The sequence below is a fragment of the Ruegeria sp. PrR005 genome (assembly GCF_010500245.1).
In the GTDB taxonomy this organism is placed as follows: Bacteria; Pseudomonadota; Alphaproteobacteria; order Rhodobacterales; family Rhodobacteraceae; genus Ruegeria_B; species Ruegeria_B marisflavi.
This window is the reverse complement of record NZ_JAAGOX010000002.1, coordinates 109,749-133,510: the sequence shown is the minus strand read 5'-3', so window position 1 is coordinate 133,510 and position 23,762 is coordinate 109,749. Positions and strand designations below refer to the sequence as shown.

The window sequence follows — 23,762 nt, the reverse complement described above, 5'->3', positions numbered from 1 at the left end:
CTTTAGATACAAAGGGGTAGGATGGTGGGTGATAAGAGATTTGAACTCCTGACATCTTCGATGTGAACGAAGCGCTCTACCACTGAGCTAATCACCCGTGAGGCCGGTTATTAGCGTTACTCGGCAGGCTCTGCAAGGGGGTCCTGGTCAAGTTTTTCCACCGGCGCGCTGTCTTGCGTGCTGCGCCGCAGCTTGCAGATAATCACCTGTCCCGTGCCCTTGTCGGTGGACCTGTTCACCTTCAGCTTGCCCATCGGCGACAGGTTCAGGCTGCGCCCGTCCGAGATTGCCTCGCCCAGAATGGCCAACATCGCCTCGACCGCCGGTTTGGCAAATTTCTTCTTCACCTCCGAACGGGCAACAACCAGGTCGATCAGCTCGCGTTTGCGCAACTCGTTGCCGTCGTCTCCGACATCAACGTCCTCGGCATCGGCATCGACCGGCTCGGCCTCCTGCACATCGCTTTCGGCAAGGCCACGGATGACTTCGGGCAGCGGCCTTGCCAGTTGTTCGGCGGGGTCCTGCGTGTCGGTCTCTTTCGACGCAACCGGCGCCTTGCGCGGGCTGCGGGCGGTGGTTTTCCGGGTCGTGCTCGGCGTCCGGGTCGTGCGTTTTGCCATGATCTCGCCTCTTGGTTCCGTTTTGCGTCAAGTTACTCAACTGTTGCCAATGTGGCTACAGTGTCCGAACAAATAGTTGAAACCTGTTCCCAGAATACAAGAAAGGCGGGCATTTGCGCCCGCCTTTCCCATCGTCTGTGCCGCTGATCAATGCGCAGTGGCCGATGCCCCTTCGCCGCCCGAGACAACGCTCTTCGCGGCGGCGGCCTCTTCCTCGGCCACCTCGTCCCATTCCACCGGCTCGGGCTGCCGCACCAGCGCCAGCTTCAGAACCTCGGAGACATGGGCGACCGGTATGATCTCCAGCCCTTCCTTCACATTGTCCGGAATCTCCGGCAGGTCCTTTTCGTTCTCGGCCGGGATCAGCACCGTCTTGACGCCGCCCCTGAGCGCCGCCAGCAGCTTCTCCTTGAGCCCGCCGATGGCCAGCACATTACCACGCAGGGTGACCTCGCCGGTCATCGCGATATCCTTGCGCACCGGGATCTGGGTCAGGACCGACACGATCGAGGTCACCATCGCGATACCGGCGCTGGGGCCGTCCTTGGGCGTGGCCCCCTCGGGCACGTGCACGTGAATGTCCCACCGGTTCAGCCGCGGCGGTTTCACCCCGATCGACGGCGCGATCGAGTGCACGTACGACGCCGCCGCGTCGATCGATTCCTTCATCACGTCGCCCAGCTTGCCGGTGGTCTTCATCCGGCCCTTGCCCGGCAGGCGCAGCGCCTCGATGGACAACAGATCGCCGCCGACACTGGTCCAGGCCAGCCCGGTCACCACGCCGATCTGGTCGTCCTTTTCCGCCAGCCCGAACTTGAACCGCCGCACACCCAGGAAATCCTCCAGGTTCGCCGGGGTCACCTCGACCCGTTCGGCGGATTTCTTGAGGATCTTGGTCAGCGCCTTGCGGCAGATCTTGGCGATCTCGCGCTCCAGGTTCCGCACCCCGGCCTCGCGGGTGTAATAGCGGATGATGTCGGTCAGCGCCGCCTCGGTCAGTTCGAACTCCTTCGCCTTCAGACCATGGTTCTTGGTCTGCTTCGGCAGCAGGTGACGATGCGCGATCTCGCGCTTTTCGTCCTCGGTGTAACCGGCAAGCGGAATGATCTCCATCCGGTCCAGAAGCGGCCCGGGCATGTTGTAGCTGTTGGACGTGGTCAGGAACATCACGTTCGACAGGTCGTATTCCACTTCCATGTAGTGGTCGACAAAGGTGCTGTTCTGTTCCGGATCCAGAACCTCCAGCATCGCGCTGGCCGGGTCTCCCCTGAAATCCTGCCCCATCTTGTCGATCTCATCGAGCAGGATCAGCGGATTGGTGGTCTTGGCCTTCTTCAGCGACTGGATGATCTTGCCCGGCATCGAGCCGATATAGGTCCGGCGATGGCCACGGATCTCGCTCTCGTCGCGCACCCCGCCCAGGCTGATGCGGATGAACTCGCGGCCCGTGGCCTTGGCCACCGACTTGCCCAAGCTGGTCTTGCCCACGCCCGGCGGGCCGACAAGGCACAGGATCGGGCCTTTCAGCTTCTGGCTGCGCTGCTGCACCGCCAGATACTCGACGATCCGCTCCTTGACCTTCTCCAGCCCATAGTGATCGGCGTCCAGCACCTCTTCGGCGCGGCCCAGATCCTTCTTGACCCGGCTCTTCACGCCCCACGGGATCGACAGCAGCCAGTCGAGATAGTTGCGCACCACCGTGGCCTCGGCCGACATGGGCGACATGTTCTTGAGCTTCTTCAGCTCGGCCTCGGCCTTTTCGCGCGCCTCTTTCGACAGCTTGGTGGCGCCGATCTTCTCTTCCAGCTCGGCGATCTCGCCGGCACCCTCTTCGCCGTCGCCCAGCTCGCGCTGGATCGCCTTCATCTGTTCGTTCAGGTAATACTCGCGCTGGGTCTTCTCCATCTGCGACTTGACGCGGGTCTTGATCTTCTTCTCGACCTGAAGAACGCTCAGCTCGCCCTGCATCAGGCCATAGACCTTCTCCAGTCGCTCGCTGATCGACAGGGTCTCCAGCAGGTCCTGTTTCTGGCCCACATCGATGCCCAGATGCCCGGCGACCAGATCGGCCAGCTTGGCGGGCTCGGTGGTCTCACCCACCGCCGACAGCGCCTCCTCGGGGATGTTCTTGCGCACCTTGGCATAGCGTTCGAACTCGTCGCCCACCGTGCGGATCAGCGCCTGGGTCGTGGTCACGTCGCCCGGAATCTCGGTCAGATACTCGGCGCGCGCCTCAAAGAAATCGTCGTTGGTCAGGAATTCGGTGATCTTCACCCGCGCCTGGCCCTCGACCAGCACCTTGACCGTGCCATCGGGCAGTTTCAGCAACTGCAACACATTGGCCAGCACACCGGCGCGATAGATACCGTCGATGGTGGGGTCGTCGACGCCCGGGTCGATCTGGCTCGACAGCAGGATCTGCTTGTCGTCCTGCATCACCTCTTCCAGCGCCCGCACCGATTTCTCGCGGCCCACGAACAGCGGCACGATCATATGCGGAAACACGACGATGTCGCGCAGCGGCAGGACGGGGTAAGAGGCGTTCAGAGGCTCTTGCATGCTCTATCCTTATCATTGGCAAGATGGCACTGGTCCCTGTCATAGGCGACCCCCGGCCATCTCCTGTCTCGGGGTGTAAAGGTGGGGCGCCCGCCCCCCTTTTTCAACCGCTCAAACGGATTGGTGTCGCGCAGCATGACGCGAGTATCCGGCGACCGCAAGAGCGCAAAACCCGACTCGAAGAATTCCGGCGGCAATTTCCTGCGGGACGGCGGGCGGGGCGATCTGCGCCCCCGCGCAGGAGCGCCGTATCGCCGCCCCGCCCCATCAGCCCGGAACAAGGCCCAGCCGGGCACGAGACGACCAGATCAGGCCGTCTGCAACACCGGGTAATCGGTATAGCCTGCGTCGCCACCGCCGTAATAAGTGGCGGTATCCCCCGCGTTCAGCGGCGCGTCGGCGGCCAGCCGCTCGACCAGATCGGGATTGGCAATATAGGGCCTGCCAAAGGCCACCAGATCCACCGCGCCCGAGCGCACCCGCGCAATCGCGCTGGCCCGGTCATAGCCATTGTTGCCCATATAGGTCCCGGTCCAGAGCTTGCGCAGATCGTCAAACGCGCCTTCGCGCGCGCCGCCGGTCTGGCCCTCGATCATGTGCAGATAGGCCAGCCCATAGCGATCCAGCCTTTCGATGACCGGCGTATAGGTGGCCACCGGATCGCTCTCGGAAATCCCGTTCACCGTGGTAAACGGCGACAGCCGGATACCGACATGGGCGGCATCCCAGGCGCCTACGACGGCATCCAGCACCTCGAACAGGAACCGGGCCCGGTTCTCCACCGATCCGCCATATTCATCTGCGCGCCGGTTGCTGCCATCCTTCAGGAACTGCTCGATCAAATAGCCGTTGGCGGCATGGATCTCGACACCATCGAACCCGGCCTCGCGCGCAGAGCGGGTGGCATGGGCGTAATCGGCCACGACACGGGCAATCTCATCCGTCTCCAGCGCGCGCGGCTCCGACGTGTGCTCGAACCCGTTATGGGTAAAGGTCTTGGCCTTCGCTGCAATCGCCGAGGCCGAGACCGGCGCCTGCCCGCCCGGCAACAGCGAGCTGTGCGAAATCCGCCCCACATGCCACAGCTGGATCACGATCTTGCCGCCCCTTGCATGGACCGCATCGGTCACCTTGCGCCAGGCGGCCACCTGCTCGGGCGTATGGATACCCGGCGTCTGGATATAGCCCTTGCCCTCGGCGCTGATCTGGGCACCTTCGGTGATCAGCAACCCGGCGCTGGCACGTTGGGCGTAATATTCCGCATGACGATCGAACACGACACCGGTGGTGTCATCCGCCCGGTTCCGCGTCAGCGGCGCCATCACGATCCGGTTCTTCAGTGCGATATCGCCAGCCTTCAGGGGGGTAAACAGTGTCTCGGTCACGATAGGTCTCCTGTCATCGTCCGGCCGCACGCATCGGCACCGCAACCGGTTCAGCCAGAGCTAAGCCCTGTCAGGCGATGCGCAACCCCGGCCGGACCATACCGGCACAGGACGTCAGGGAAGACATCACCCCATTGCCACGATCACCGCAGCTTTGTTCCATCTCTGCTCATGCAGGGAAATCCTCCCGCCAGAGCCCCCGGCCAGCGGAACAGGGTTCTTTGCGCAACCCCGCCATGCCCCCCGGGCATGGCCCGCGCCGTCAGAGCGGTTCGATATCGCCCTGCGCCCGGCCCGCGTGGAAATCCGCCTCCCAGGCGGCAAAGGTACCCGCCGCAATGGCCTCGCGCATCCCCGCCATGATCTCCTGGAAATAATGCAGGTTGTGCCATGTCAGCAGCATCGAACTGATGATCTCCTGACTGCGGAAAACGTGGTGCAGATAGGCGCGGCTGTAATTGCGGCAGGCCGGACAGGTACAGGCCGCGTCCAGCGGGCGCGGGTCATCCATGTGGCGGGCGTTCTTGATGTTCAGAACCCCGTGGCGGGTAAACACCTGCCCCGTGCGCCCCGAGCGGGACGGCAGCACGCAATCCATCATGTCGATGCCACGCTTGACGGCGCCGACGATATCGTCGGGTTTGCCCACCCCCATCAGGTAGCGCGGCTTGTCCTCGGGCAGGAAACCGGGCGCATAGTCGAGACAGTCGAACATCGCCGCCTGTCCTTCGCCCACCGCCAGACCACCAACGGCATAGCCCTCGAACCCGATGGCCTTCAGCGCCTCGGCGCTTTCTTCGCGCAGATCCTGCTCCAGCCCGCCCTGCATGATGCCAAAGAGCGCATGCCCCGGCCGGTCGCCAAACGCCGCGCGCGAGCGTTCGGCCCACCGCATGGACAGCCGCATCGACTCGGCGATCCGGTCGCGGTCGGCAGGCAGCGCCGGGCATTCGTCGAAACACATCACGATGTCGCTGCCCAGCAGCCGCTGGATCTCCATCGACCTCTCCGGCGTCAGCTCGTGCTTGGACCCGTCGATATGGGATTTGAAGGTCACGCCCTTCTCGGTCAGCTTGCGCAAGCCAGCAAGCGACATCACCTGAAAGCCGCCGCTGTCGGTCAGGATCGGTCGCTCCCAGTTCATGAACTTGTGCAATCCCCCCAGCCGGTCGATCCGCTCGGCGGTGGGCCGCAGCATCAGGTGATAGGTATTGCCCAACAGGATATCGGCCCCGGTCGCGCGCACGCTTTCGGGCATCATCGCCTTGACCGTCGCCGCCGTCCCCACCGGCATGAAGGCCGGCGTACGCACCTCGCCGCGCGGCGTTTTGATCACACCGGTCCGCGCCTTGCCATCACGGGCATGCAGGTCAAAAGAGAAACGCTCGCTCATCTCATCCTCGCGGCTCGGGTCAACCGGGCAGGCTTTGCCCCAAGCGCGCCCGCAATGCAAGCCGCGCGCCCAAATTCCCCCTTTGCGCGGCGGGCGATACAGCCCATACCTGTATTGAACGGCGGCAAGACACGCCCCATATGTATACCATAGTACACAAAGCACGAGGGCACAGCATGACCGAAGACCAGATCATCGGACTCGTCACCCAGAACATCTTCTATCTCGCTGCCGCGATCTTCATCGTCGTGGTCATTCTCAAGGGCATCCGCATCGTGCCCCAATCCGAGAAATTCGTGGTCGAACGCTTCGGACGGCTGCATGCGGTGCTCGGGCCGGGCATCAACTTCATCGTGCCTTTCCTCGATGTGGTCCGGCACAAGATCTCGATCCTCGAACGCCAGCTCCCCACCGCCAGCCAGGACGCGATCACCAAGGACAACGTGCTGGTGCAGGTGGACACATCCGTCTTCTACCGCATCACCGAACCGGAAAAGACCGTCTATCGCATCCGCGATGTCGACGGCGCCATCTCCACCACCGTGGCCGGCATCGTGCGGGCCGAGATCGGCAAGATGGACCTGGACGAGGTGCAATCGAACCGGGCGCAGCTGATCTCCACCATCAAATCCTCGGTCGAGGACGCGGTGGACGATTGGGGGATCGAGGTCACCCGGGCCGAGATCCTGGATGTGAACCTCGACCAGGCCACCCGCGACGCCATGCTGCAACAATTGAACGCCGAGCGCGAACGCCGCGCCCAGGTGACCAAGGCCGAAGGCGCCAAGCGCGCGGTCGAGCTTAACGCAGATGCCGAGCTTTATGCCGCCGAACAGACCGCCAAGGCCCGCCGCATCCAGGCCGAGGCCGAGGCCTATGCGACCGAGGTCGTGGCCCGCGCCATCGCCGCCCACGGGCTTGAGGCGGCGCAATACCAGGTGGCACTGAAACAGGTCGAGGCGCTCAATGCCCTGGGCAATGGCGCCGGGAAACAGACCATCATCCTGCCCGCCAACGCGCTCGAAGCCTTTGGCGACGCCTTCAAGCTGCTAAAAGGAGGCAAATGATGCCTGACGCGCTCTGGTCCGTCTGGTGGCTCTGGCTCGCCGGAGCGCTGGTGCTGGGGGTGGTCGAAATGCTGCTGCCCGGCTTCATCTTCCTGGGCTTCGCCATCGGCGCGGCGGTGACCGGGCTGATGCTACTGGCGGTGACCCCGTCGCTGCCGGTGCTGCTGCTGATCTTCTCTGCCCTGTCGCTCGTCGCCTGGCTGATCCTGCGCCGGACATTCGCCCTGCCCCATGGCCAGGTGAAACGCTTCAAGGACGACATCAACGGCTGAGACCGGACTGGAAAGGGCACAGGTCCGGCCTGCACCCCGCGCCTATTGATATCCCGCCTTGCGCAACCCTTCCGCAAGGCGGTTCCAGTCTTCGGCGCGCCGGAACGGAAGGTAGAGCTTCAGCCCGTCGACGGTTGTCCGTGTCCTGTTGGCCACCCGCGCGGCATTCGCCTCGTCCTGCCGGTCCAATTGGCCATAGGCGGCAGCCAGCCAGTACAACGGCCCGCCCTGATTGACCGGATCCCGTGCCCGTGTCCGCTCCAGCGCTTCAACTGCCTCTTCATATCGCCCCAATTGAAACAGTGCGATACCCTTCGCCAAAAGGTAATTGGGCGGGTAAAGAGGTTCGATGGCCATTGCCGTCTCAATCGCCTCCAGCCCCTCTGCCGCGCGCCCGTCCAAAACCAGCGCAAAACTCAGGACCGCATGGCCTTCGGGGTCTCCCGGTTCCAGCGCAACCGCCGCCTGCGCCGAACGCAACATGTCCTTCTGGCGACCATTCAACCGGTGAATCTGCGCCGCAACTTGATGGGCCAGACCTGTCGGATGCAACAATGCCTTTTCCAGGTAGCGTTCGGACAGCACCATCAGGGCTCGACGCTGCTCCATGTCATACCCCAGATCTGCGGCTCTGAATCTTTCCCATGCGGCAAAATAGGTGGCCGCCAGCGCGGCATGGGCGCGTCCGTAATCCGGATCAAGCTCCAACGCTCGTTCAAATAACGGGATCGCCGCCTGCAAACCGGTCGGAGTGGACTGCTTGTAATGCCCCCAGCCCTCCAGAAACGCATCGAATGCCCGGGCATTGCCGGTTTCGCCGGTGGACACGGTCTTGCCATTCTGAGGATCGGCCAGATCCAACGCCCCCAGAACGGCGTCGGACACACCGTCCATGAATGCCAGAACATCCTCGGGCGTGCCGTCGTACCTTTCGGCCCAGACATGCCCGCCGGTACCGGCATCGACCAGTTGCACATTGATCCGCAGCGTCTCGCCCACCCGGCGAACGCTGCCCTCGATCACATAGGCCACCTTCAGCATGCGCGCTACCTCGACCGGGTCACGCGCGGTTTCCGCCGAAGCAAAGGCCGAGTTGCGGGCGATGACAAACAGCCCCGGATGCCGTGACAGGTCGGTGGTCAGATCTTCGCTCAGCCCGTCGGCAAACCAATCCTGCGAGGGGTCGCCGCTCAGGTTGTCCAGCGGCAGAACCGCCAGAGACGGTTTGCCGGGGGCAAGGTCTGCCGGCTTTCCGGCCAGCGCGGCATAGATCACCCAGAGTGAGATCGCCATCGCCGTGGCCGCGCCGCAAAAAACCGCCAGCAGCGGCCAGCGCCGCCTCGCCTTCTCGGGTCGTGCGCCGCCTTGCGCCAGACCCGGAACCACCCGGTAAACCCGGACCGGGGTCGCAATGTTCTTGAGCCGCTTCTCCCCCAGCGGTTCATAATGTGCATCGACATTCGATTTCAGCAGATCAAAGACGGTGCCGGAAACGACAATCCCACCGGGTTCGGCCATCTCCTCCATCCGGGCCGCGATGTTCACCCCGTCGCCATAGACATCGCCCTCGTCAAAGATCACATCACCCAGGTTGACCGCCAAGCGGTACCTGATCCGGCGATCCTCCGGTTGACCCTGCTCCCGCGCCGTGACCTGACGCTGGAGGGTCAGCGCAAATTGCACGGCAGCCACGACCGAGGAGAATTCGGCAATCAACCCATCGCCGGTCAGTTTGACAACCTGTCCCTGGAACTGCCCGATCAGCGGGTCGATCAGGTCATGCCGATAGGCTTTCTGCCGCTCAAGCGTGCCGATCTCGTCAGCCTCGACGAGGCGGCTGAACCCGACCATGTCAGCAGCAAGAATGGCAGCGATCCGTCGTTCCATGCGCCCCTCTCTTGCCTGATCCTAGCAGACCAAACAGCCGCAATCGACCCGGATCGCAGGGTACAAAACGGTCAATCGCCGCTGTCAGAGCTGTACAAAACGGTCAATTCGGGAGGAACGCGGCGCGCCGCGCCGCGATCCTGACCTGTCAGGCGCGGACCGCCTTCATGAATCTGTCGCGGATGATGACGGGGTCCATGGTGATGACCGGCATCTTGGCATTGCCGCTGTCGCATTTCACCACCAGCACCGTGGCCCGCCCGCCCGCGATCGCCTTTTGCAGCGCGGGTCCGGTGTCAACATCCTGAACAACAACGACATTATCGCAACCGGCCGCCCGCGCCATCCCGGCCAGATCGGTCTTCTTGCCGGTATAGGTCGGCTGGTCCCCGGTCGAGCCATAGGACCCGTTGTCGATGATCATCAGGATATAGTTGCCCGGCGCATTGTTGCCGATCGTCGGCAGGGTGCCCAGGTTGGTCAGCACCGAGCCATCCCCATCAATCACGATCACCGTCTTGGGCTGCGCCAGCGCCAGCCCCAACCCGATGGATGAGGCCAGCCCCATCGTCCCCAGCATGTAGAAATTGCTGGGCTGGTCGTCGATCGCATGCAGCTCCTGGCTGGGAATGCCGATGTTGCAGACCACAAGCTGGTCCCGCAGGATGGGCGCGATCTCGCGCAGGATTTCGGAACGGATCATTGGTCGCCATAGCCTCCCCAGAAATTGGCGTCGGTCAGGATCGCCACGGGTTTCGAGCACATGAAGGTGTATTTCAGGATCATGTCGAGCTCCTCGACATCGCTTTGCCGGTGAAAATGGTAGGTAGGGATGTTCAGCTGTGCCAGCAGCGCCTTGGTATGCACCGCCATCTCGACCTGGCAGGCCACCGGCTCGCGCAGTTCGCCCCGATACGAGATCAGCATCGGCAAGGGCATCCGGTAATACTGGATCAGCGTGGCCAGCGTGTTGATCGTGACGCCGATGGCCGTGTTCTGCATGATGATGGCCGGGCGCTTGCCGCCCATCCAGGCACCGGCGCAAAGCCCCATGCCCTCGTCTTCCTTGTTGGACGGAATGTGAAAGATCCCGTCGCGCCGGTCCACTTCCTCGATCACCCCCGCCAACTGCTTGCAGGGCACGGTGGTGACAAACTCGATCCCGTTGGCCACAAGATCGTCAACTATCCTCGCGTCTATCGACACTGGCTTCTCTCCTTCAGGCATGTGGCGGCGAAGCTAACGAAACGGGCGGGCGGCACAAGCGCCCCCCGCCCGGTTTCGATCCGATTTCAAACCCGCAATCCGCGTGTTTGGCTTTCCGACAACTGGCCTAACCCGCCAGCGACGGCAGCCACAAAACGATACCGGGAAAGGCCACCAGCAGCCCGATTGTTACCGCATCGGCGATAAAGAACGGGGTCACACCACGAAACACATCCTGCACGCTCAGGTCCGGGCGCACGCCAGCCACCACAAAGCAATTGAGCCCGATGGGCGGCGTGATCAGGCAGAACTCGGCCATCTTGACCACCAGGATACCGAACCAGATCGCGCACATCGGCCCCGACATGCCAAAGGCGCTGTCGACGGCGTTGACCGCCTCGCCCCCGTTCAGTGCCATCACCGCCGGATAGACCACCGGCAGGGTCAACAGCAGCATGCCGATGGCATCCATGAACATGCCCAACACCGCATAGGCCAGAAGGATACAGATCAGGATCAGCATCGGCGACATCGCAAGCGAGGTGATCCAGTCCGAAAACGCCCCCGGCAGATCGGCAAACCCTAGGAAGCGTACATAGATCAGCACACCCCAGATGATGGTGAAGATCATCACCGTCAGCTTGGCGGTCTCCAGCAGCGCGCTCTTGAACTCGGCCCATTTCATGCCGCGCAACACAGCCATGCAGAACACCACGAAGGCCCCCAGCGCCCCTCCCTCGGTCGGTGTGCCCCAGGCATCGCCGCCAAAGGGGTTGTAGACAAAGAAGATGATGATCACGACGACAAACACGATGGGCAGCGCGCCCGGCAGCGCGGCAAACCGCTGCCGCCAGGTGAAGCCGGTCACCGGCGGGCCCACCGATTTGAACACCACCGCGATGCCCACGATCAGCGCCACATAGATCACCGCGCTGAACGCGCCGGGCACAAAGCCCGCCAGCAACAGCTTGCCCACGTCCTGTTCCACGATGATGGCATAGATCACCAGGATCGCCGAAGGCGGGATCAGCGAAGCCAGCGTCCCCGCCGCCGCCACCACGCCGGCGGCAAAGCGCTTGTTGTAGCCAATTGCCAGCATCTCGGGGATGGCGATGCGGGCAAACACCGCCGAGGTCGCGACCGAGGCGCCCGACACCGCGGCAAAGCCCGCGGTGGCGAACACCGTCGAGACCGCCAGCCCGCCCGGCACCCAGGCCATCCAGCGCTTGGCTGCCTCGAACAGCGCCCGCGTCAGGCCCGCGTAATAAGCCAGATAGCCGATCAGGATGAAGGTCGGGATCAGGCTCAGCGCCTGGCTTGCCACCTTGGAATGGGGCACCTGCCCCGCCGTCTTGACCGCCACGGTCAGCGCCCAGCCGAAATCCTCGGGGTCATAGCCCTTCTTCGCCCAGAAGATCCAGATCAGGCCCACAAGCCCGGCAAAGGCTGCGGCAAAGGCCACCCGCATGCCCAGCAGCACCGTCACCAGCAGCCCGCCAGTGACCCAGAGACCGATCTCGATACTATCCATTGTCATGCCCCGCCAGCTGCTCGGCCTCGGCCGCCGCCTGGGCGGCGACATCCTGGATCAGCGGCACCGCCACCGGTGTCTCCAGCCCCAGAACCAGCGCCCGGCCATAGCCCCAGACCTGGATCAAGAGGCGCAGACATAGCACCGAAAAGGCCACCGGCGCCAAAAGCTTCGCGGGCCACAGCGGCAGCCCGATGTCGATCGAGCTGTCGCGGCTCCACAGCGGCGCGCTCATGTCGAAGGCGCGCAGGAAATGCGCCCAGCTGCCCCAGACCAGCAGCACCATCAACAACAGGATCAGCAGCACGGAGATCAGTTCAAACAGCCACAGCGTCCGGCCCGACAGCCGCGACACCAGCAGATCCATCCGGATATGGGTGCCGTCGCGCTGCACATAGGCGATACCCATAAAGGCGATCAACGGCATCGCCTGCTCGATCCAGTCGACATATCCCGGCAGCGGCGCATTGAACGCATTGCGCCCACCGACCGAAACCACCGCCAGCACCATCAGGGAAAACACCGCCAGACCGCTCAGCAGGGCCAGAAACCGCTCCAGCCGTAACAAGGCCCGGTCCGCCCGGCTCAGCGGGCTGTCATCCTCCAATACGGATGCATGTCCTGCCATCGCAGAACTCCTCTCAAGTCAGTTCGGGGGCAACAGCGGGCCAGGCGCACCAGCGCCCGACCCAAATGGCGATCAGCTGCCTTGCGCCTGTTTCAGCGTCGCATGCACCAGATCCAGCAGTTCCTGCGCGGGCAGGCCCTGGGCGCTCATGTCCTCGACCCATTTGGCACTGATCGGCCCGGCCACCTTGTCGCGGAACTCGGCCAGCACCTCGTCAGAGATCATTACCTTTTCAACGCCCTTCTCGGCCAGAACGCTGTCCCATTTCTTGAGCAGCTCGCCATAGTTCGTCAGATAATGTGCGATCGATTCCTCGATCGAGCTGTCCAGCGCTGCGCGCTCGTCATCGCTCAGCGCCTCATAGGCATCGACATTCACCACCACCGGGCAATTCACCGTGCCCGGGTTCAGGTTGGCGGTCCACCAGTCGGCCTTGTTGATGGTGCCAAAGCTCAGATGTGCATGCTGGGCAAAGGCCACGGTGTCCACGACGCCCGATTCCATCGCGTTATAGGCTTCGGTCGCCGGGACCGAGGTCGGCACGCCGCCGACCGCCTTGAACGCATCGCCCAGACCGCCGGTCGCACGCACCCGCATGCCCTCGTATTCGGCCAGCGTGTCCCGCGGGTCGCCGGTGCCCACCAGGTTGTACTGCGGCATCGGCGAGGTCATCAGCAGCTTGGCGTTCCACTGCGCCATCTCCGCGGCCACCGCCGGATGGGCATAGACCGCGTTCGAAACCGCCACTTCCTCCTCCAGAGTGTTGACCCCCAGGAAGGGCAGTTCCAGCACGGTGATGGCCCGGTTCTTGTCGGCGTGATAGCCGGCGCAGAACTGCGCCATTTCAAAGGCGCCGATCGAGATACCGTCCAGGTTCTCCTTCGGCTTCGACAGGCCGCCATAGCTGACGTTCATGGTGAAACTGCCACCGGTCTTTTCGCTGACCAACTCGGCCAGCTTCTCGATATGTTCGGTGAACGCGCGCCGCTTGCCCCAGACCGACACGTTCCATTCGGTGGCCCCGGCTTCGGCGGCAAAAGAAACGGTCAGGGCGGCCGCGACCGCTCCACTCAACATCTTGTTCATGAATGTCTCTCCCTTTGTGGCGACCCGTCTTCGGCCGCTTGCCGACAAGCTAGCGCCAACATCCGGCCCTGCCAACCCCACAAGCCGCGAGTCGCCCGCCGCCGCAGCGCAGCAAGATTTCGCGATTCAACCACCTGCCGAAACATTATGTCACACCCTTTTCGGCAGCCCGACAGCGCAAACTCGCCTGCCGGCAGATCGGGGCAAAGGCAACATAGGCAAAATTCGTTGACACTATCCCCCGCGTTTTTATTGCATTTTTTGTGTAGTTTTGGCGCAAACATTTACAAAAACTCCAGCTTTGAAAAAATTCTTTACAAGCAATCCTTTGAATTCCAGTAATTTATTCCATTATTTTCAGTTTAAGCTATGATCCGCCCAGGGTTGGAAGCGGATCGACAACACCCATGGGGATGGGTGAAAACGGTCGCAATGAAATCAGTGAGAGGGAGGAGCCTCATCCATGTCACCAGCAGCTCAGACCGAGACCAAGCTCTTTGCGCCATCCGCCGACACGGTGGCCCGTGCGCATGTGAACGCGGAAACCTATGACCGGATGTATGCGGCCTCTCTGGCCGATCCCGAGGGGTTTTGGGCCGAGCAGGGCAAGCGGGTCGACTGGATCAAGCCCTTTACCCAGGTCAAGGACGTCAACTACAACTTTGGCGAGGTCTCGATCAACTGGTATGCCGACGGCACGCTGAACGTCGCGGCCAACTGTATCGACCGTCACCTGGCCACCCGGGGCGACCAGACCGCGATCATCTGGGAGCCGGACTCTCCCACCGAACCCGCCAAGCACATCACCTATAAAGAGCTGCACGGCTCGGTCTGCCGGATGGCCAACATCCTGGAGAGCCTGGGTGTGCGCAAGGGCGACCGCGTCGTCATCTACCTGCCGATGATCCCCGAAGCGGCCTATGCCATGCTGGCCTGCGCCCGCATCGGCGCCATCCATTCCATCGTCTTCGCCGGTTTCTCGCCCGACGCGCTGGCGGCCCGGGTCAACGGCTGCGACGCCAAGGTGGTGATCACCGCCGACGAGGCGCCGCGCGGTGGCCGCAAGACCCCGCTGAAATCCAATGCCGACGCCGCGCTGCTGCACTGCAAGGACAGCGTCAAATGCCTGGTGGTCAAGCGCACCGGCGGCCAGACCACCTGGATCGCCGACCGCGACTATGACTATAACGAGATGGCGCTCGAGGCGTCGGATTACTGCGCCCCCGCCGAAATGGGCGCCGAGGATCCGCTCTTCATCCTCTACACCTCCGGCTCGACCGGCCAGCCCAAGGGCGTGGTACATACCACCGGCGGCTATCTGGTCTATGCCGCGATGACGCATGAGATCACCTTCGACTATCACGACGGTGACATCTACTGGTGCACCGCCGATGTGGGCTGGGTCACCGGCCACAGCTATATCGTCTATGGCCCGCTGGCCAATGGCGCCACCACGCTGATGTTCGAGGGCGTGCCGACCTATCCTGACGCGGGCCGCTTCTGGGAGGTCTGCGCCAAGCACAAGGTCAACCAGTTCTACACCGCCCCCACCGCCATCCGCGCGCTGATGGGTCAGGGTACCGGCTTTGTCGAAAAACACGACCTGAGCGACCTGCGCCTGCTTGGCACCGTGGGCGAGCCGATCAACCCCGAGGCCTGGAACTGGTACAACGAGGTGGTGGGCAAGGGCAAATGCCCGATCGTCGACACCTGGTGGCAGACCGAGACCGGCGGCCACCTGATGACGCCGCTGCCGGGGGCGCACGCGACCAAGCCGGGCTCGGCGATGAAACCCTTCTTCGGCATCCAGCCGGTGGTGCTCGACCCGCAATCGGGTGTCGAGATCAATGGCAATGGGGTCGAGGGCGTGCTCTGCATCAAGGACAGCTGGCCGGGCCAGATGCGCACCGTCTGGGGCGATCACGAGCGGTTCCAGAAGACCTATTTCGCCGATTACAAGGGCTATTACTTCACCGGTGACGGCTGCCGCCGCGATGCCGATGGCGACTATTGGATCACCGGCCGCGTCGATGACGTGATCAACGTCTCGGGTCACCGCATGGGCACCGCCGAGGTCGAAAGCGCGCTGGTGGCGCATGCCGCCGTGGCCGAGGCCGCCGTGGTGGGTTACCCGCACGAGATCAAGGGTCAGGGCATCTATTGCTACGTCACCCTGATGAACGACCGCGAGCCGTCAGACGAGCTGATGAAGGAGCTGCGCACCTGGGTGCGCACCGAAATCGGCCCGATTGCCAGCCCGGACGTGATCCAGTGGGCGCCGGGCCTGCCCAAGACCCGCTCGGGCAAGATCATGCGCCGCATCCTGCGCAAGATCGCCGAGAACGACTTCGGCTCGCTGGGCGACACCTCGACCCTGGCCGACCCCTCGGTCGTCGATGACCTGATCGCCAATCGCGCCAGCAAGTAAGAGGATGGACATGGACGCTGCCACGATGACCACCCCCGCCGTTCTGATCCTTCTCGGGCCTCCGGGCGCCGGGAAGGGCACCCAGGCCCGCATGCTGGAAGAAAAGTTCGGGCTTGTGCAGCTATCGACCGGCGATCTGTTGCGCGCCGCCGTGGCCGCCGGAACCCCCGCCGGCAAACAGGCCAAGGCAGTGATGGAGGCGGGCGACCTGGTCAGCGACGAGATCGTCATCGCCATCCTGCGCGACCGGCTGGCTGAGCCTGACTGTGCCAAGGGCGTGATCCTCGACGGCTTTCCCCGCACCACCGTGCAGGCACAGGCGCTGGACACGCTGCTGACCGAGAGCGGTCAGCGCATCAACGCCGCCGTCAGCCTCGAGGTCGAGGATGCCGAGATGGTGACCCGCATTTCGGGCCGCTACACCTGTGGCGGCTGTGGCGAGGGCTATCACGACACGTTCAAGCAGCCCGTCCAGGCGGGCAAATGCGACAAGTGCGGCGGCACCGAGATGAAGCGCCGCGCCGATGACAATGCTGAAACCGTGGCCAGCCGGCTCGAGGCCTATCACGCGCAGACCGCGCCGCTGATCGCCTATTACGAAGGCCATGGCGTGCTGCAACGGATCGACGCCATGGGCGGGATCGACGAGATCGCCCAGGGCCTCGCCACCATCGTCAAGGGGGCGATGGACTAGGCGGGAAAGACCGGGGCGCGCGGCCCGCGCCGCCCCTGCCCCCGAAATGGAATGCCGACGGACCGCCCTGGCGGATCGGAGGAGTCATGCCCGCCGCCCACCGGCGGGGTTCAGGAGTGAGACCGCCCGGACCGCAGCCGGGCGCCTCAGGAGGAAACAAGGAGGACCCGCGATGGCGGACCATACCACAACCTCCGCACAGGTCAGCGATGCCCAAAAAGGGTACTGGCAGGCCAATGTGCGGATCATTCTCATCAGCCTCGTCATCTGGGCGCTGGTGTCTTTCGGGTTCGGCATCGTGCTGCGCCCCATGCTCAGCGGTATCGCCGTGGGCGGCACCGATCTGGGCTTCTGGTTCGCCCAGCAAGGTTCGATCCTGGTGTTCCTGGCACTGATCTTTTTCTACGCCTGGCGCATGAACAAGCTCGACGCCGAATTTGGCGTGGAAGAGGAGTAATCACCCATGGATCAGTTTACCATCAACCTGCTGTTCGTGGGCGCCTCCTTTGCGCTCTACATCGGCATCGCGATCTGGGCCCGCGCGGGTTCCACATCGGAATTCTACGCCGCCGGTCGCGGCGTGCACCCGGTCATGAACGGCATGGCCACGGCGGCCGACTGGATGTCGGCGGCCTCGTTCATCTCGATGGCCGGTCTCATCGCCTTTGTCGGTTATGACAACTCGACCTTCCTGATGGGCTGGACCGGCGGTTATGTGCTGCTGGCGCTGCTGCTTGCTCCCTACCTGCGCAAGTTCGGCAAATTCACGGTGTCGGAATTCATCGGCGACCGCTTCTACAGCCCGACCGCGCGCCTAGTGGCCGTGATCTGTCTGATCGTCGCTTCGGTGACCTATGTGATCGGCCAGATGACCGGCGTCGGCGTGGCCTTCGGCCGTTTCCTCGAAGTGTCGAACACCACCGGCCTCTTGATCGGCGCCGTGGTCGTTTTCGCCTATGCGGTGTTCGGCGGCATGAAGGGCGTGACCTATACCCAGGTTGCCCAGTATGTCGTGCTGATCATGGCCTATACCATCCCGGCCGTGTTCATCTCGCTGCAACTGACCGGCAACCCGATCCCGGGCCTGGGCCTGTTCGGCGACCATGCCGCTTCCGGCGAGCCTCTGCTGGCCAAGCTGGACGCGATCCTGCGCGAGCTGGGCTTTGCCGAATACACCACCCATAACGGCGACACGTTCAACATGGTGCTCTTCACCCTGTCGCTGATGATCGGCACCGCCGGTCTGCCCCACGTCATCATGCGCTTCTTCACCGTTCCCAAGGTGTCGGACGCACGCTGGTCGGCGGGCTGGGCGCTGGTGTTCATCGCGCTTCTGTACCTGACCGCCCCCGCCGTGGGCGCCATGGCACGGCTCAACATTACCGACATGATGTGGCCCAATGGCACCGACGCCGAAGCCGTCTCGCTGGAGCAGATCGAAACCGATCCGCGCTATGACTGGATGGCAACCTGGGAAAAGACCGGCCTTCTGGGCTGGGAAGACAAGAACGGCGACGGCAAGATCCAGTACTACAACGACAAGTCCGAGGCCATGCAGGCCAAGGCTGCCGAAAAGGGCTGGGCCGGCAACGAACTGACCAAGTTCAACAACGACATCCTGGTTCTCGCCAACCCGGAGATCGCCAACCTGCCGGGCTGGGTGATCGGTCTGGTCGCCGCCGGTGGTCTCGCCGCCGCGCTGTCCACCGCCGCCGGTCTGTTGCTGGCAATCTCCTCGGCCGTCAGCCATGACCTGATCAAGGGTTCGATCAACCCCTCGATCTCGGAAAAGGGTGAACTTCTGTCCGCCCGGATCGCCATGGCCGTCTCGATCGCGGTGGCCACCTATCTGGGTCTGAACCCGCCGGGCTTTGCCGCCCAGACAGTGGCGCTCGCCTTCGGTCTCGCCGCGGCCTCGATCTTCCCGGCGCTGATGATGGGGATCTTCTCGAAGAAGATCAACAACCGGGGCGCCGTGGCCGGTATGCTGGCCGGTCTGATCGTGACGCTGGTCTACATCTTCCTGCACAAGGGCTGGATGTTCATTCCCGACACCAACTCCTTCACCGATGCCGACCCGCTTCTGGGCACGGTCAAGTCGACCTCGTTCGGCGCAATCGGTGCCCTGGTCAACTTCGCGGTCGCCTATATCGTTGCCGGCATGACCGAGGAAACTCCGCAGGAGATCAAAGACCTGGTCGAAAGCGTGCGCATCCCCCGAGGCGCAGGCGCAGCTCAGGATCACTGAGTTGACGGGCGGTCCTGCTTCCCTCCCTCTTTTGGGCCGCCCTTACTGACCACGGTCCCGCCAGGCCTTGTCCTGGCGGGACTTTTTAATTCCGCTACACTGGTGCCCCATGCCCCTTTCGCCCGAACAGATCACCCGGTTCCTGAAATCCGTCCACCCCTATGACGCGCTGCCGCTGGCCGAGCTTGAACGCATCGCCCCCCGCATCGACGCCTGGGAGGTGGAGCGCGATTTCGCCGTCTACGATCTGGGCGAGAAACTGCCGGGCCTCTTCATCGTCTACGAGGGCCAGGTCGAGATCCGCGATGAAAACGACGCGGTGGTCTCGCACCTCGGCCTGCGCAACTCCTTCGGCGAACGCGGCCTGATGCGGGACGGGCACGCCGTCACCTCGGCCCGGGCCGATGCCCATTCGGTTCTGCTGGTGCTGCCGCCCGAACTGTTCTCCGAACTCATGGCCGCCCATCCGGTGGTGGCGAAATTCTTCAACCGCGCCCGCGCGCCCCGCCCGCAAGTGCAGAGCCTCGCCACCAGCCGGGTCGAAACCCTGATGGCCCGCGATCCGGCCACCTGCGCGCCCGGTACCACGGTGCAGGCCGCCGCGCAGGACATGCGCGCGCGCGGCATCTCCTCGCTCTGCGTTTGCGAGGGGGACGCGCTGGTCGGCATTCTCACCCAGCGCGACCTTTCGGGCAAGGTGGTGGCCGAGGCGCGCAGCCCCGACACGCCCGTGGCCCAGGTGATGACCCCTGCCCCCCTGACGCTGGCCCCCTCGGCCATCGGCTCGGACGTGCTGCATGCGATGATGGAGCGCCATATCGGCCATATCCCGATTGTCGAGGCCGGGCGCTTGGTGGGCATGGTCACCCAGACCGACCTGACCCGGTTCCAGGCGGTCAGTTCCGCCGAGCTGGTCAGCCGCCTCGCCCGCGCCACCAGCGCCGGTGAGATGGCCGAGGTCACCGCCGAGATCCCGCGCCTGCTGGTGCAACTGGTGGCGGGCGGCAACCGGCACGAAGTGGTCACCCGCCTGATCACCGATATCGCCGACACCGCAACCCGCCGCCTGCTAGCGCTGGCCGAGGAGAAGCTGGGACCGCCGCCAGTGCCATATCTCTGGCTTGCCTGCGGCAGCCAGGGCCGGCAGGAACAGACCGGCGTCTCGGATCAAGACAACTGCCTGCTTCTGGACGATGCGGTGACAGAGCCGCAGATGCCCTACTTCCAGGACCTGGCGCGGTTCGTCTGCGACGGGCTGAATACTTGCGGCTATGTCTATTGCCCGGGCGACATGATGGCCACCAACCCGCGCTGGTGCCAGCCGGTCAGGGTCTGGCGCGACTATTTCCGCGGCTGGATCGCCAGGCCGAACCCCGAGGCACAGATGCTGGCCAGCGTGATGTTCGACCTGCGCCCGATCGGCGGGCATCAGGCGCTGTTCACCGATCTTCAGGCCGAAACCCTGCGCGCTGCGCGCGCCAATTCTATCTTTGTCGCCCATATGATCTCGAACTCGCTGAAACACACCCCGCCTCTGGGCCTGTTGCGCGGTTTCGCCACCATCCGTTCGGGCGAGCACCGCAACACGCTCGATCTGAAACACAATGGCGTGGTGCCGGTGGTCGATCTGGGCCGCATCTATGCGCTGCAAGGCGAGTTGACCGAGGTCGGCACCCGTGCCCGGCTCGAAGCCGCCGAGGCGGCGGGCGTGCTCAGCCCGTCCGGCGCGCGCGATCTCAAGGACGCCTATGACCTGATCGCCGAGACCCGGCTGGAGCATCAGGCCGCGCTGGTCCGGCGCGCTGAGGCGCCGGACAACTATCTGGCCCCCACATCGCTCTCGGACTTTGAGCGAAGTCATCTGCGCGACGCCTTCGTGGTGGTAAAGACGATGCAATCGGCCGTGGGCCATGGCAAAGGCATGTTGAGCTGACCGGAGGGGACCGGAAGGCTGGAGGAGAGAGACAATGTTTCTGGAACTGATCGGAACGCTGGTGGCGGGGCTTGCCCTGGCCGGTGTGGTCATGGCGCTGAACCGGCTCCTGGGCGGACGTCTGCCGCGCTGGCTGGCGCCCGTCGCCGCCGGGTGCGGCATGATCGGCGTCACCATCGCCAGCGAATACGGCTGGTACGCCCGCACCCGTGCCCCCCTTCCCGACGCGATGCAGATCATCGAAACGGTGGAAAGCCGGGCGCTCTACCGTCCCTGGACCTATGTCGTGCCCTTCGTCAACCGGTTCGCCGCCATCGACGCGGGCTCGGTCCGCACGAACCCCGCCCAACCCGGCCAGCGCCTCGTCGATCTCTATCTCTTCGGCCGCTGGGCGCCGGTGTCGAAACTACCCGTTCTGGTCGATTGCGACGGGTTCCGCCGCGCCAATCTGGCCGACGGGGCCGAGTTCGGCGCCGACGGTGCGGTGCTCAATGCCGACTGGCGCCAGCCTCCGGCTGGCGATCCTCTGATCGTGGCCACCTGCGAGGTTTGACATGCTGACCGGTCTCAGTCTGCGCCTGCGCGTCTTTCTCTTCTTCTGCCTGCTGGCTGTCGGCGGAATCGCGGTGGTGCTGGCTGCGCTCTGGATCGCCTATGCGCGGGCCACGGCCACCGATCTGATGAACGCTTTCGTGCTGGCGGGCATGATCTCCGCCTTCGGCCTCGCCGCACTCTGTGTCGGCGTCTGGCTGTTGTTCGATGAAAACATCGCCAAACCGATCGAGCGTCTCTCCGCCCAGATGCGCGCTCGCGCCCATGCCGGGGTCGAGGGCGAGGTCGACCTGCACGCTGCCCGCTATCTGGGCGATCTGGCCCCCGCCGCCGCGGGTCTCGCCGGGCAGCTCAGCAGCTCAACCCTCGACACCGCTGCCGCCATCGCCGCCGAGACCGCGCATCTGTCGGCCGAGAAAGAGCGCCTGACCGCGCTTTTGACCGAAATCCCGGTTGCCATGCTGCTGGCCAATCCGCGCCACCAGATCGTGCTCTACGACGGTCAGGCCGCCGGAGTGCTGGCCCAGATCGCCCACCCGCGCCTCAACGCCTCGCTGTTCGACTATTTCCAGCGCGACAGCCTCGAACAGGCTTATGCCCGGCTGGCCAAGACGGGGCTGGAAGTTCCCTGCACCCTCTCTGGCGCCGACGGCGCGCAGACCTATCAGGCCCGCATGAAGCCCTTGGGCGACGCGCCCGGCTATATGCTCATCCTCGACGAGGCCAGCGCCCGCATCGCCCCCGAGGCCGCCCGGCCGCTGGTCTACGATTTCGACCTGCTGAGCCAGTTCACCGATGCCGCGCTCGAAGATATGGACCTGAACGCGCTCAGCTTCGCCGTCTTCGACACCGAGACCACCGGGCTTTTGCCGCACAAGGACGAGATCGTGCAGATCGGCGCCGTCCGGGTGGTCAAGGGCCGCATCGTGCCGGGCGAGCGCATTGACCAGCTGGTGAACCCCGGCCGCCCGATCCCGCCCGCCTCGACCAAAGTGCATGGCGTGTCCGACGCAATGGTGGCCGGTGCCCCCGACATCGTCACCGCTGCACGGCAATTCCACCATTTCGCCCGCGACGCGGTGATCGTCGCCCATAACGCGCCTTTCGACATGGCCTTCCTGCGCCGCCACGCCAAACGCTGCAGCCTCGACTGGGATCACCCGATCCTCGACACCGTGCTCCTGTCGGCCGTCCTCTTCGGCGCCAGCGAGACCCACACGCTCGACGCGCTCTGCGACCGGCTCGGCGTCACCATCCCGCCCGAGCTGCGCCACACCGCACTTGGCGACGCCCAGGCCACCGCCGAGGTGCTCTGCCGCATGCTGCCGATGCTGCGCGCCCGGGGAATCACCCGCTTCGGCGAGGTTATCGCCGAGACCCGCAAACACGGCCGCCTGCTCGAAGACCTGAACTGAGCTCCGGGCCGCATCCGCGCCCCGCTTGGACGCTTTTCCGACATCTAAAAAGCGTATTTTCGTGTTTTCCTGCGGAAATGGATACCAAATCGCCCCTCGCCCGCCCCGCCGGAACCGCCGTGCCCGCCATGGACAAAGGTCGCGTGCCATGGCACGTGGGGGCAAACCCCGCCCACGAGCATGAGATGACCGAAACCACCTTCACTCCCGGCCCCGAGACCGCGCGCGCCTTTCGCGACGCGCTCGGCTGCTTCGGCACCGGGGTGACCGTGGTCACCGCCATGACCGAGCGTGGGCCTGCCGGGATCACCGCCAATTCCTTCGCCTCTGTCTCGCTCGACCCGGCGCTGGTGCTCTGGTGCCTGGCCAACGGGTCGGCGCGCTACGACACCTTTGCCAATGCCCCCCATTACGCCATCCATGTCATGGCCGAGGATCAGCATGATCTGGCACAAAGCTTCGCGCGCGACGGGCTGGCCTTCGCCCATGTGGACTGGCAGCCCGGCCTCAACGGTGTTCCCACCCTGAAACATGCGCTGGCCCGGTTCGACTGTCGGCTCGACGCGCGCTACCCGGCCGGAGATCACCAGATCCTCGTGGGCGAAGTGCTCAGCGCCACCCACCGGCCCGGCAAAGGGCTGATGTTCAAGCGCGGACAGTTCGGCGGCTTCACCGACCTGCTCTGACCGCTCCCTGGCACGCCGCGCCCGCCCCGTTCCGCTCGCCAAAGCCACCCAGGAGCGCGAGGCAGCGCCTCGCATCCCGTGGCACAAAACGCGGCGGCAAAGACGCGCCTGTCCGCGCCAACGCGCCATCGGCCCTCTCGTGTCAGCCTGACGGACGAGACACCGCCTGTCT

At 64.3% G+C, this 23,762-nt stretch carries 20 protein-coding genes and 1 tRNA gene; 10 read left to right on the top strand and 11 right to left on the bottom strand.

Annotated features, from left to right (window positions below):
* Positions 1 to 22: 22 nt before the first annotated feature.
* From G0P99_RS01600 to tgt, 5 genes are all read right to left on the bottom strand, one after another.
* Positions 23 to 97 (bottom strand) — tRNA-Val (locus G0P99_RS01600).
* A gap of 19 nt (positions 98 to 116) precedes the next feature.
* A complete protein-coding gene (locus G0P99_RS24635; RefSeq protein WP_239059633.1) occupies positions 117 to 620 on the bottom strand; it encodes an HU family DNA-binding protein in 504 nt (167 codons plus the stop codon).
* A 147-nt stretch (positions 621 to 767) separates the two neighbouring features.
* Positions 768 to 3,179, bottom strand: coding sequence for an endopeptidase La (gene lon / locus G0P99_RS01590; protein ID WP_164127053.1), 2,412 nt, complete (start codon positions 3,177 to 3,179; stop codon positions 768 to 770).
* A 308-nt stretch (positions 3,180 to 3,487) separates the two neighbouring features.
* Positions 3,488 to 4,564 (bottom strand): alkene reductase, encoded by a 1,077-nt coding sequence (locus tag G0P99_RS01585; protein WP_164127051.1) that lies wholly within the window; start codon positions 4,562 to 4,564, stop codon positions 3,488 to 3,490.
* A 262-nt stretch (positions 4,565 to 4,826) separates the two neighbouring features.
* Positions 4,827 to 5,957: a tRNA guanosine(34) transglycosylase Tgt gene (tgt, locus tag G0P99_RS01580; protein WP_164127049.1), complete on the bottom strand. Its 1,131-nt coding sequence runs from the start codon at positions 5,955 to 5,957 to the stop codon at positions 4,827 to 4,829.
* 176 nt (positions 5,958 to 6,133) lie between these two features.
* Here tgt and G0P99_RS01575 point away from each other — a divergent pair, with 176 nt between their 5' ends.
* Both G0P99_RS01575 and G0P99_RS01570 read left to right on the top strand, forming a co-directional pair.
* Positions 6,134 to 7,024 carry an SPFH domain-containing protein gene (locus G0P99_RS01575; protein WP_164127047.1) on the top strand — a complete coding sequence of 297 codons (891 nt, stop codon included), beginning with the start codon at positions 6,134 to 6,136 and terminating at the stop codon, positions 7,022 to 7,024.
* Positions 7,024 to 7,296, top strand: a complete 273-nt coding sequence (locus tag G0P99_RS01570) for an NfeD family protein (protein ID WP_164127045.1) — start codon at positions 7,024 to 7,026, stop codon at positions 7,294 to 7,296. The genes G0P99_RS01575 and G0P99_RS01570 overlap by 1 nt, the downstream gene beginning before the upstream one ends.
* Positions 7,297 to 7,338: 42 nt before the next feature.
* Here G0P99_RS01570 and G0P99_RS01565 read toward each other — a convergent pair whose 3' ends face one another.
* The 6 genes from G0P99_RS01565 to dctP form a co-directional block, all read right to left on the bottom strand.
* On the bottom strand, positions 7,339 to 9,183 hold the full coding sequence (locus tag G0P99_RS01565; RefSeq protein ID WP_164127043.1) for an adenylate/guanylate cyclase domain-containing protein: 1,845 nt from the start codon (positions 9,181 to 9,183) through the stop codon (positions 7,339 to 7,341).
* A gap of 148 nt (positions 9,184 to 9,331) precedes the next feature.
* Entirely contained in the window at positions 9,332 to 9,886 is a 555-nt protein-coding gene (gene comE, locus G0P99_RS01560) for a sulfopyruvate decarboxylase subunit beta (RefSeq protein ID WP_164127041.1), read from the bottom strand.
* Entirely contained in the window at positions 9,883 to 10,389 is a 507-nt protein-coding gene (comD, locus tag G0P99_RS01555; protein WP_164127039.1) for a sulfopyruvate decarboxylase subunit alpha, read from the bottom strand. Before comD ends, comE begins: the two co-directional genes overlap by 4 nt.
* A gap of 127 nt (positions 10,390 to 10,516) precedes the next feature.
* Positions 10,517 to 11,920 carry a TRAP transporter large permease gene (locus tag G0P99_RS01550; RefSeq protein ID WP_164127037.1) on the bottom strand — a complete coding sequence of 468 codons (1,404 nt, stop codon included), beginning with the start codon at positions 11,918 to 11,920 and terminating at the stop codon, positions 10,517 to 10,519.
* The gene (locus G0P99_RS01545; protein ID WP_164127035.1) at positions 11,913 to 12,548 is read right to left on the bottom strand and encodes a TRAP transporter small permease subunit; all 636 of its coding nucleotides are present in this window, start codon (positions 12,546 to 12,548) and stop codon (positions 11,913 to 11,915) included. The genes G0P99_RS01550 and G0P99_RS01545 overlap by 8 nt, the downstream gene beginning before the upstream one ends.
* Before the next feature lie 72 nt (positions 12,549 to 12,620).
* On the bottom strand, positions 12,621 to 13,634 hold the full coding sequence (gene dctP / locus G0P99_RS01540) for a TRAP transporter substrate-binding protein DctP (RefSeq protein ID WP_164127034.1): 1,014 nt from the start codon (positions 13,632 to 13,634) through the stop codon (positions 12,621 to 12,623).
* A 463-nt stretch (positions 13,635 to 14,097) separates the two neighbouring features.
* Between dctP and acs the strand changes: the two genes are divergently transcribed.
* The 8 genes from acs to G0P99_RS01500 all read left to right on the top strand — a co-directional run bounded on the left by acs (position 14,098) and on the right by G0P99_RS01500 (position 23,590).
* A complete protein-coding gene (gene acs, locus G0P99_RS01535) occupies positions 14,098 to 16,062 on the top strand; it encodes an acetate--CoA ligase (protein ID WP_164127032.1) in 1,965 nt (654 codons plus the stop codon).
* Between the two features lie 10 nt (positions 16,063 to 16,072).
* Entirely contained in the window at positions 16,073 to 16,756 is a 684-nt protein-coding gene (locus G0P99_RS01530) for an adenylate kinase (RefSeq protein ID WP_164127031.1), read from the top strand.
* A 172-nt stretch (positions 16,757 to 16,928) separates the two neighbouring features.
* Positions 16,929 to 17,213 carry a DUF4212 domain-containing protein gene (locus G0P99_RS01525; protein WP_164127030.1) on the top strand — a complete coding sequence of 95 codons (285 nt, stop codon included), beginning with the start codon at positions 16,929 to 16,931 and terminating at the stop codon, positions 17,211 to 17,213.
* A 6-nt stretch (positions 17,214 to 17,219) separates the two neighbouring features.
* On the top strand, positions 17,220 to 19,004 hold the full coding sequence (locus tag G0P99_RS01520; RefSeq protein ID WP_164127029.1) for a sodium:solute symporter family protein: 1,785 nt from the start codon (positions 17,220 to 17,222) through the stop codon (positions 19,002 to 19,004).
* Between the two features lie 109 nt (positions 19,005 to 19,113).
* Positions 19,114 to 20,937 carry a DUF294 nucleotidyltransferase-like domain-containing protein gene (locus G0P99_RS01515; protein ID WP_164127028.1) on the top strand — a complete coding sequence of 608 codons (1,824 nt, stop codon included), beginning with the start codon at positions 19,114 to 19,116 and terminating at the stop codon, positions 20,935 to 20,937.
* Positions 20,938 to 20,971: 34 nt separating this feature from the next.
* Positions 20,972 to 21,490: a hypothetical protein gene (locus G0P99_RS01510; protein ID WP_164127027.1), complete on the top strand. Its 519-nt coding sequence runs from the start codon at positions 20,972 to 20,974 to the stop codon at positions 21,488 to 21,490.
* Position 21,491: 1 nt separating this feature from the next.
* Entirely contained in the window at positions 21,492 to 22,904 is a 1,413-nt protein-coding gene (locus G0P99_RS01505) for a PolC-type DNA polymerase III (protein WP_164127026.1), read from the top strand.
* 185 nt (positions 22,905 to 23,089) lie between these two features.
* Positions 23,090 to 23,590, top strand: a complete 501-nt coding sequence (locus G0P99_RS01500; protein WP_164127025.1) for a flavin reductase family protein — start codon at positions 23,090 to 23,092, stop codon at positions 23,588 to 23,590.
* The last annotated feature ends 172 nt before the right edge of the window (positions 23,591 to 23,762 follow it).

Coding starts and splice junctions, on each gene's coding strand:
- G0P99_RS24635 (WP_239059633.1), bottom strand. CDS start 620: ATGGCAAAACGCACGACCCGGACGCCGAGCACGACCCGGAAAACCACC.
- lon (WP_164127053.1), bottom strand. CDS start 3,179: ATGCAAGAGCCTCTGAACGCCTCTTACCCCGTCCTGCCGCTGCGCGAC.
- tgt (WP_164127049.1), bottom strand. CDS start 5,957: ATGAGCGAGCGTTTCTCTTTTGACCTGCATGCCCGTGATGGCAAGGCG.
- G0P99_RS01575 (WP_164127047.1), top strand. CDS start 6,134: ATGACCGAAGACCAGATCATCGGACTCGTCACCCAGAACATCTTCTAT.
- G0P99_RS01570 (WP_164127045.1), top strand. CDS start 7,024: ATGCCTGACGCGCTCTGGTCCGTCTGGTGGCTCTGGCTCGCCGGAGCG.
- G0P99_RS01565 (WP_164127043.1), bottom strand. CDS start 9,183: ATGGAACGACGGATCGCTGCCATTCTTGCTGCTGACATGGTCGGGTTC.
- comE (WP_164127041.1), bottom strand. CDS start 9,886: ATGATCCGTTCCGAAATCCTGCGCGAGATCGCGCCCATCCTGCGGGAC.
- G0P99_RS01550 (WP_164127037.1), bottom strand. CDS start 11,920: ATGGATAGTATCGAGATCGGTCTCTGGGTCACTGGCGGGCTGCTGGTG.
- G0P99_RS01545 (WP_164127035.1), bottom strand. CDS start 12,548: ATGGCAGGACATGCATCCGTATTGGAGGATGACAGCCCGCTGAGCCGG.
- dctP (WP_164127034.1), bottom strand. CDS start 13,634: ATGAACAAGATGTTGAGTGGAGCGGTCGCGGCCGCCCTGACCGTTTCT.
- acs (WP_164127032.1), top strand. CDS start 14,098: ATGTCACCAGCAGCTCAGACCGAGACCAAGCTCTTTGCGCCATCCGCC.
- G0P99_RS01530 (WP_164127031.1), top strand. CDS start 16,073: ATGGACGCTGCCACGATGACCACCCCCGCCGTTCTGATCCTTCTCGGG.
- G0P99_RS01525 (WP_164127030.1), top strand. CDS start 16,929: ATGGCGGACCATACCACAACCTCCGCACAGGTCAGCGATGCCCAAAAA.
- G0P99_RS01520 (WP_164127029.1), top strand. CDS start 17,220: ATGGATCAGTTTACCATCAACCTGCTGTTCGTGGGCGCCTCCTTTGCG.
- G0P99_RS01515 (WP_164127028.1), top strand. CDS start 19,114: ATGCCCCTTTCGCCCGAACAGATCACCCGGTTCCTGAAATCCGTCCAC.
- G0P99_RS01510 (WP_164127027.1), top strand. CDS start 20,972: ATGTTTCTGGAACTGATCGGAACGCTGGTGGCGGGGCTTGCCCTGGCC.
- G0P99_RS01505 (WP_164127026.1), top strand. CDS start 21,492: ATGCTGACCGGTCTCAGTCTGCGCCTGCGCGTCTTTCTCTTCTTCTGC.
- G0P99_RS01500 (WP_164127025.1), top strand. CDS start 23,090: ATGACCGAAACCACCTTCACTCCCGGCCCCGAGACCGCGCGCGCCTTT.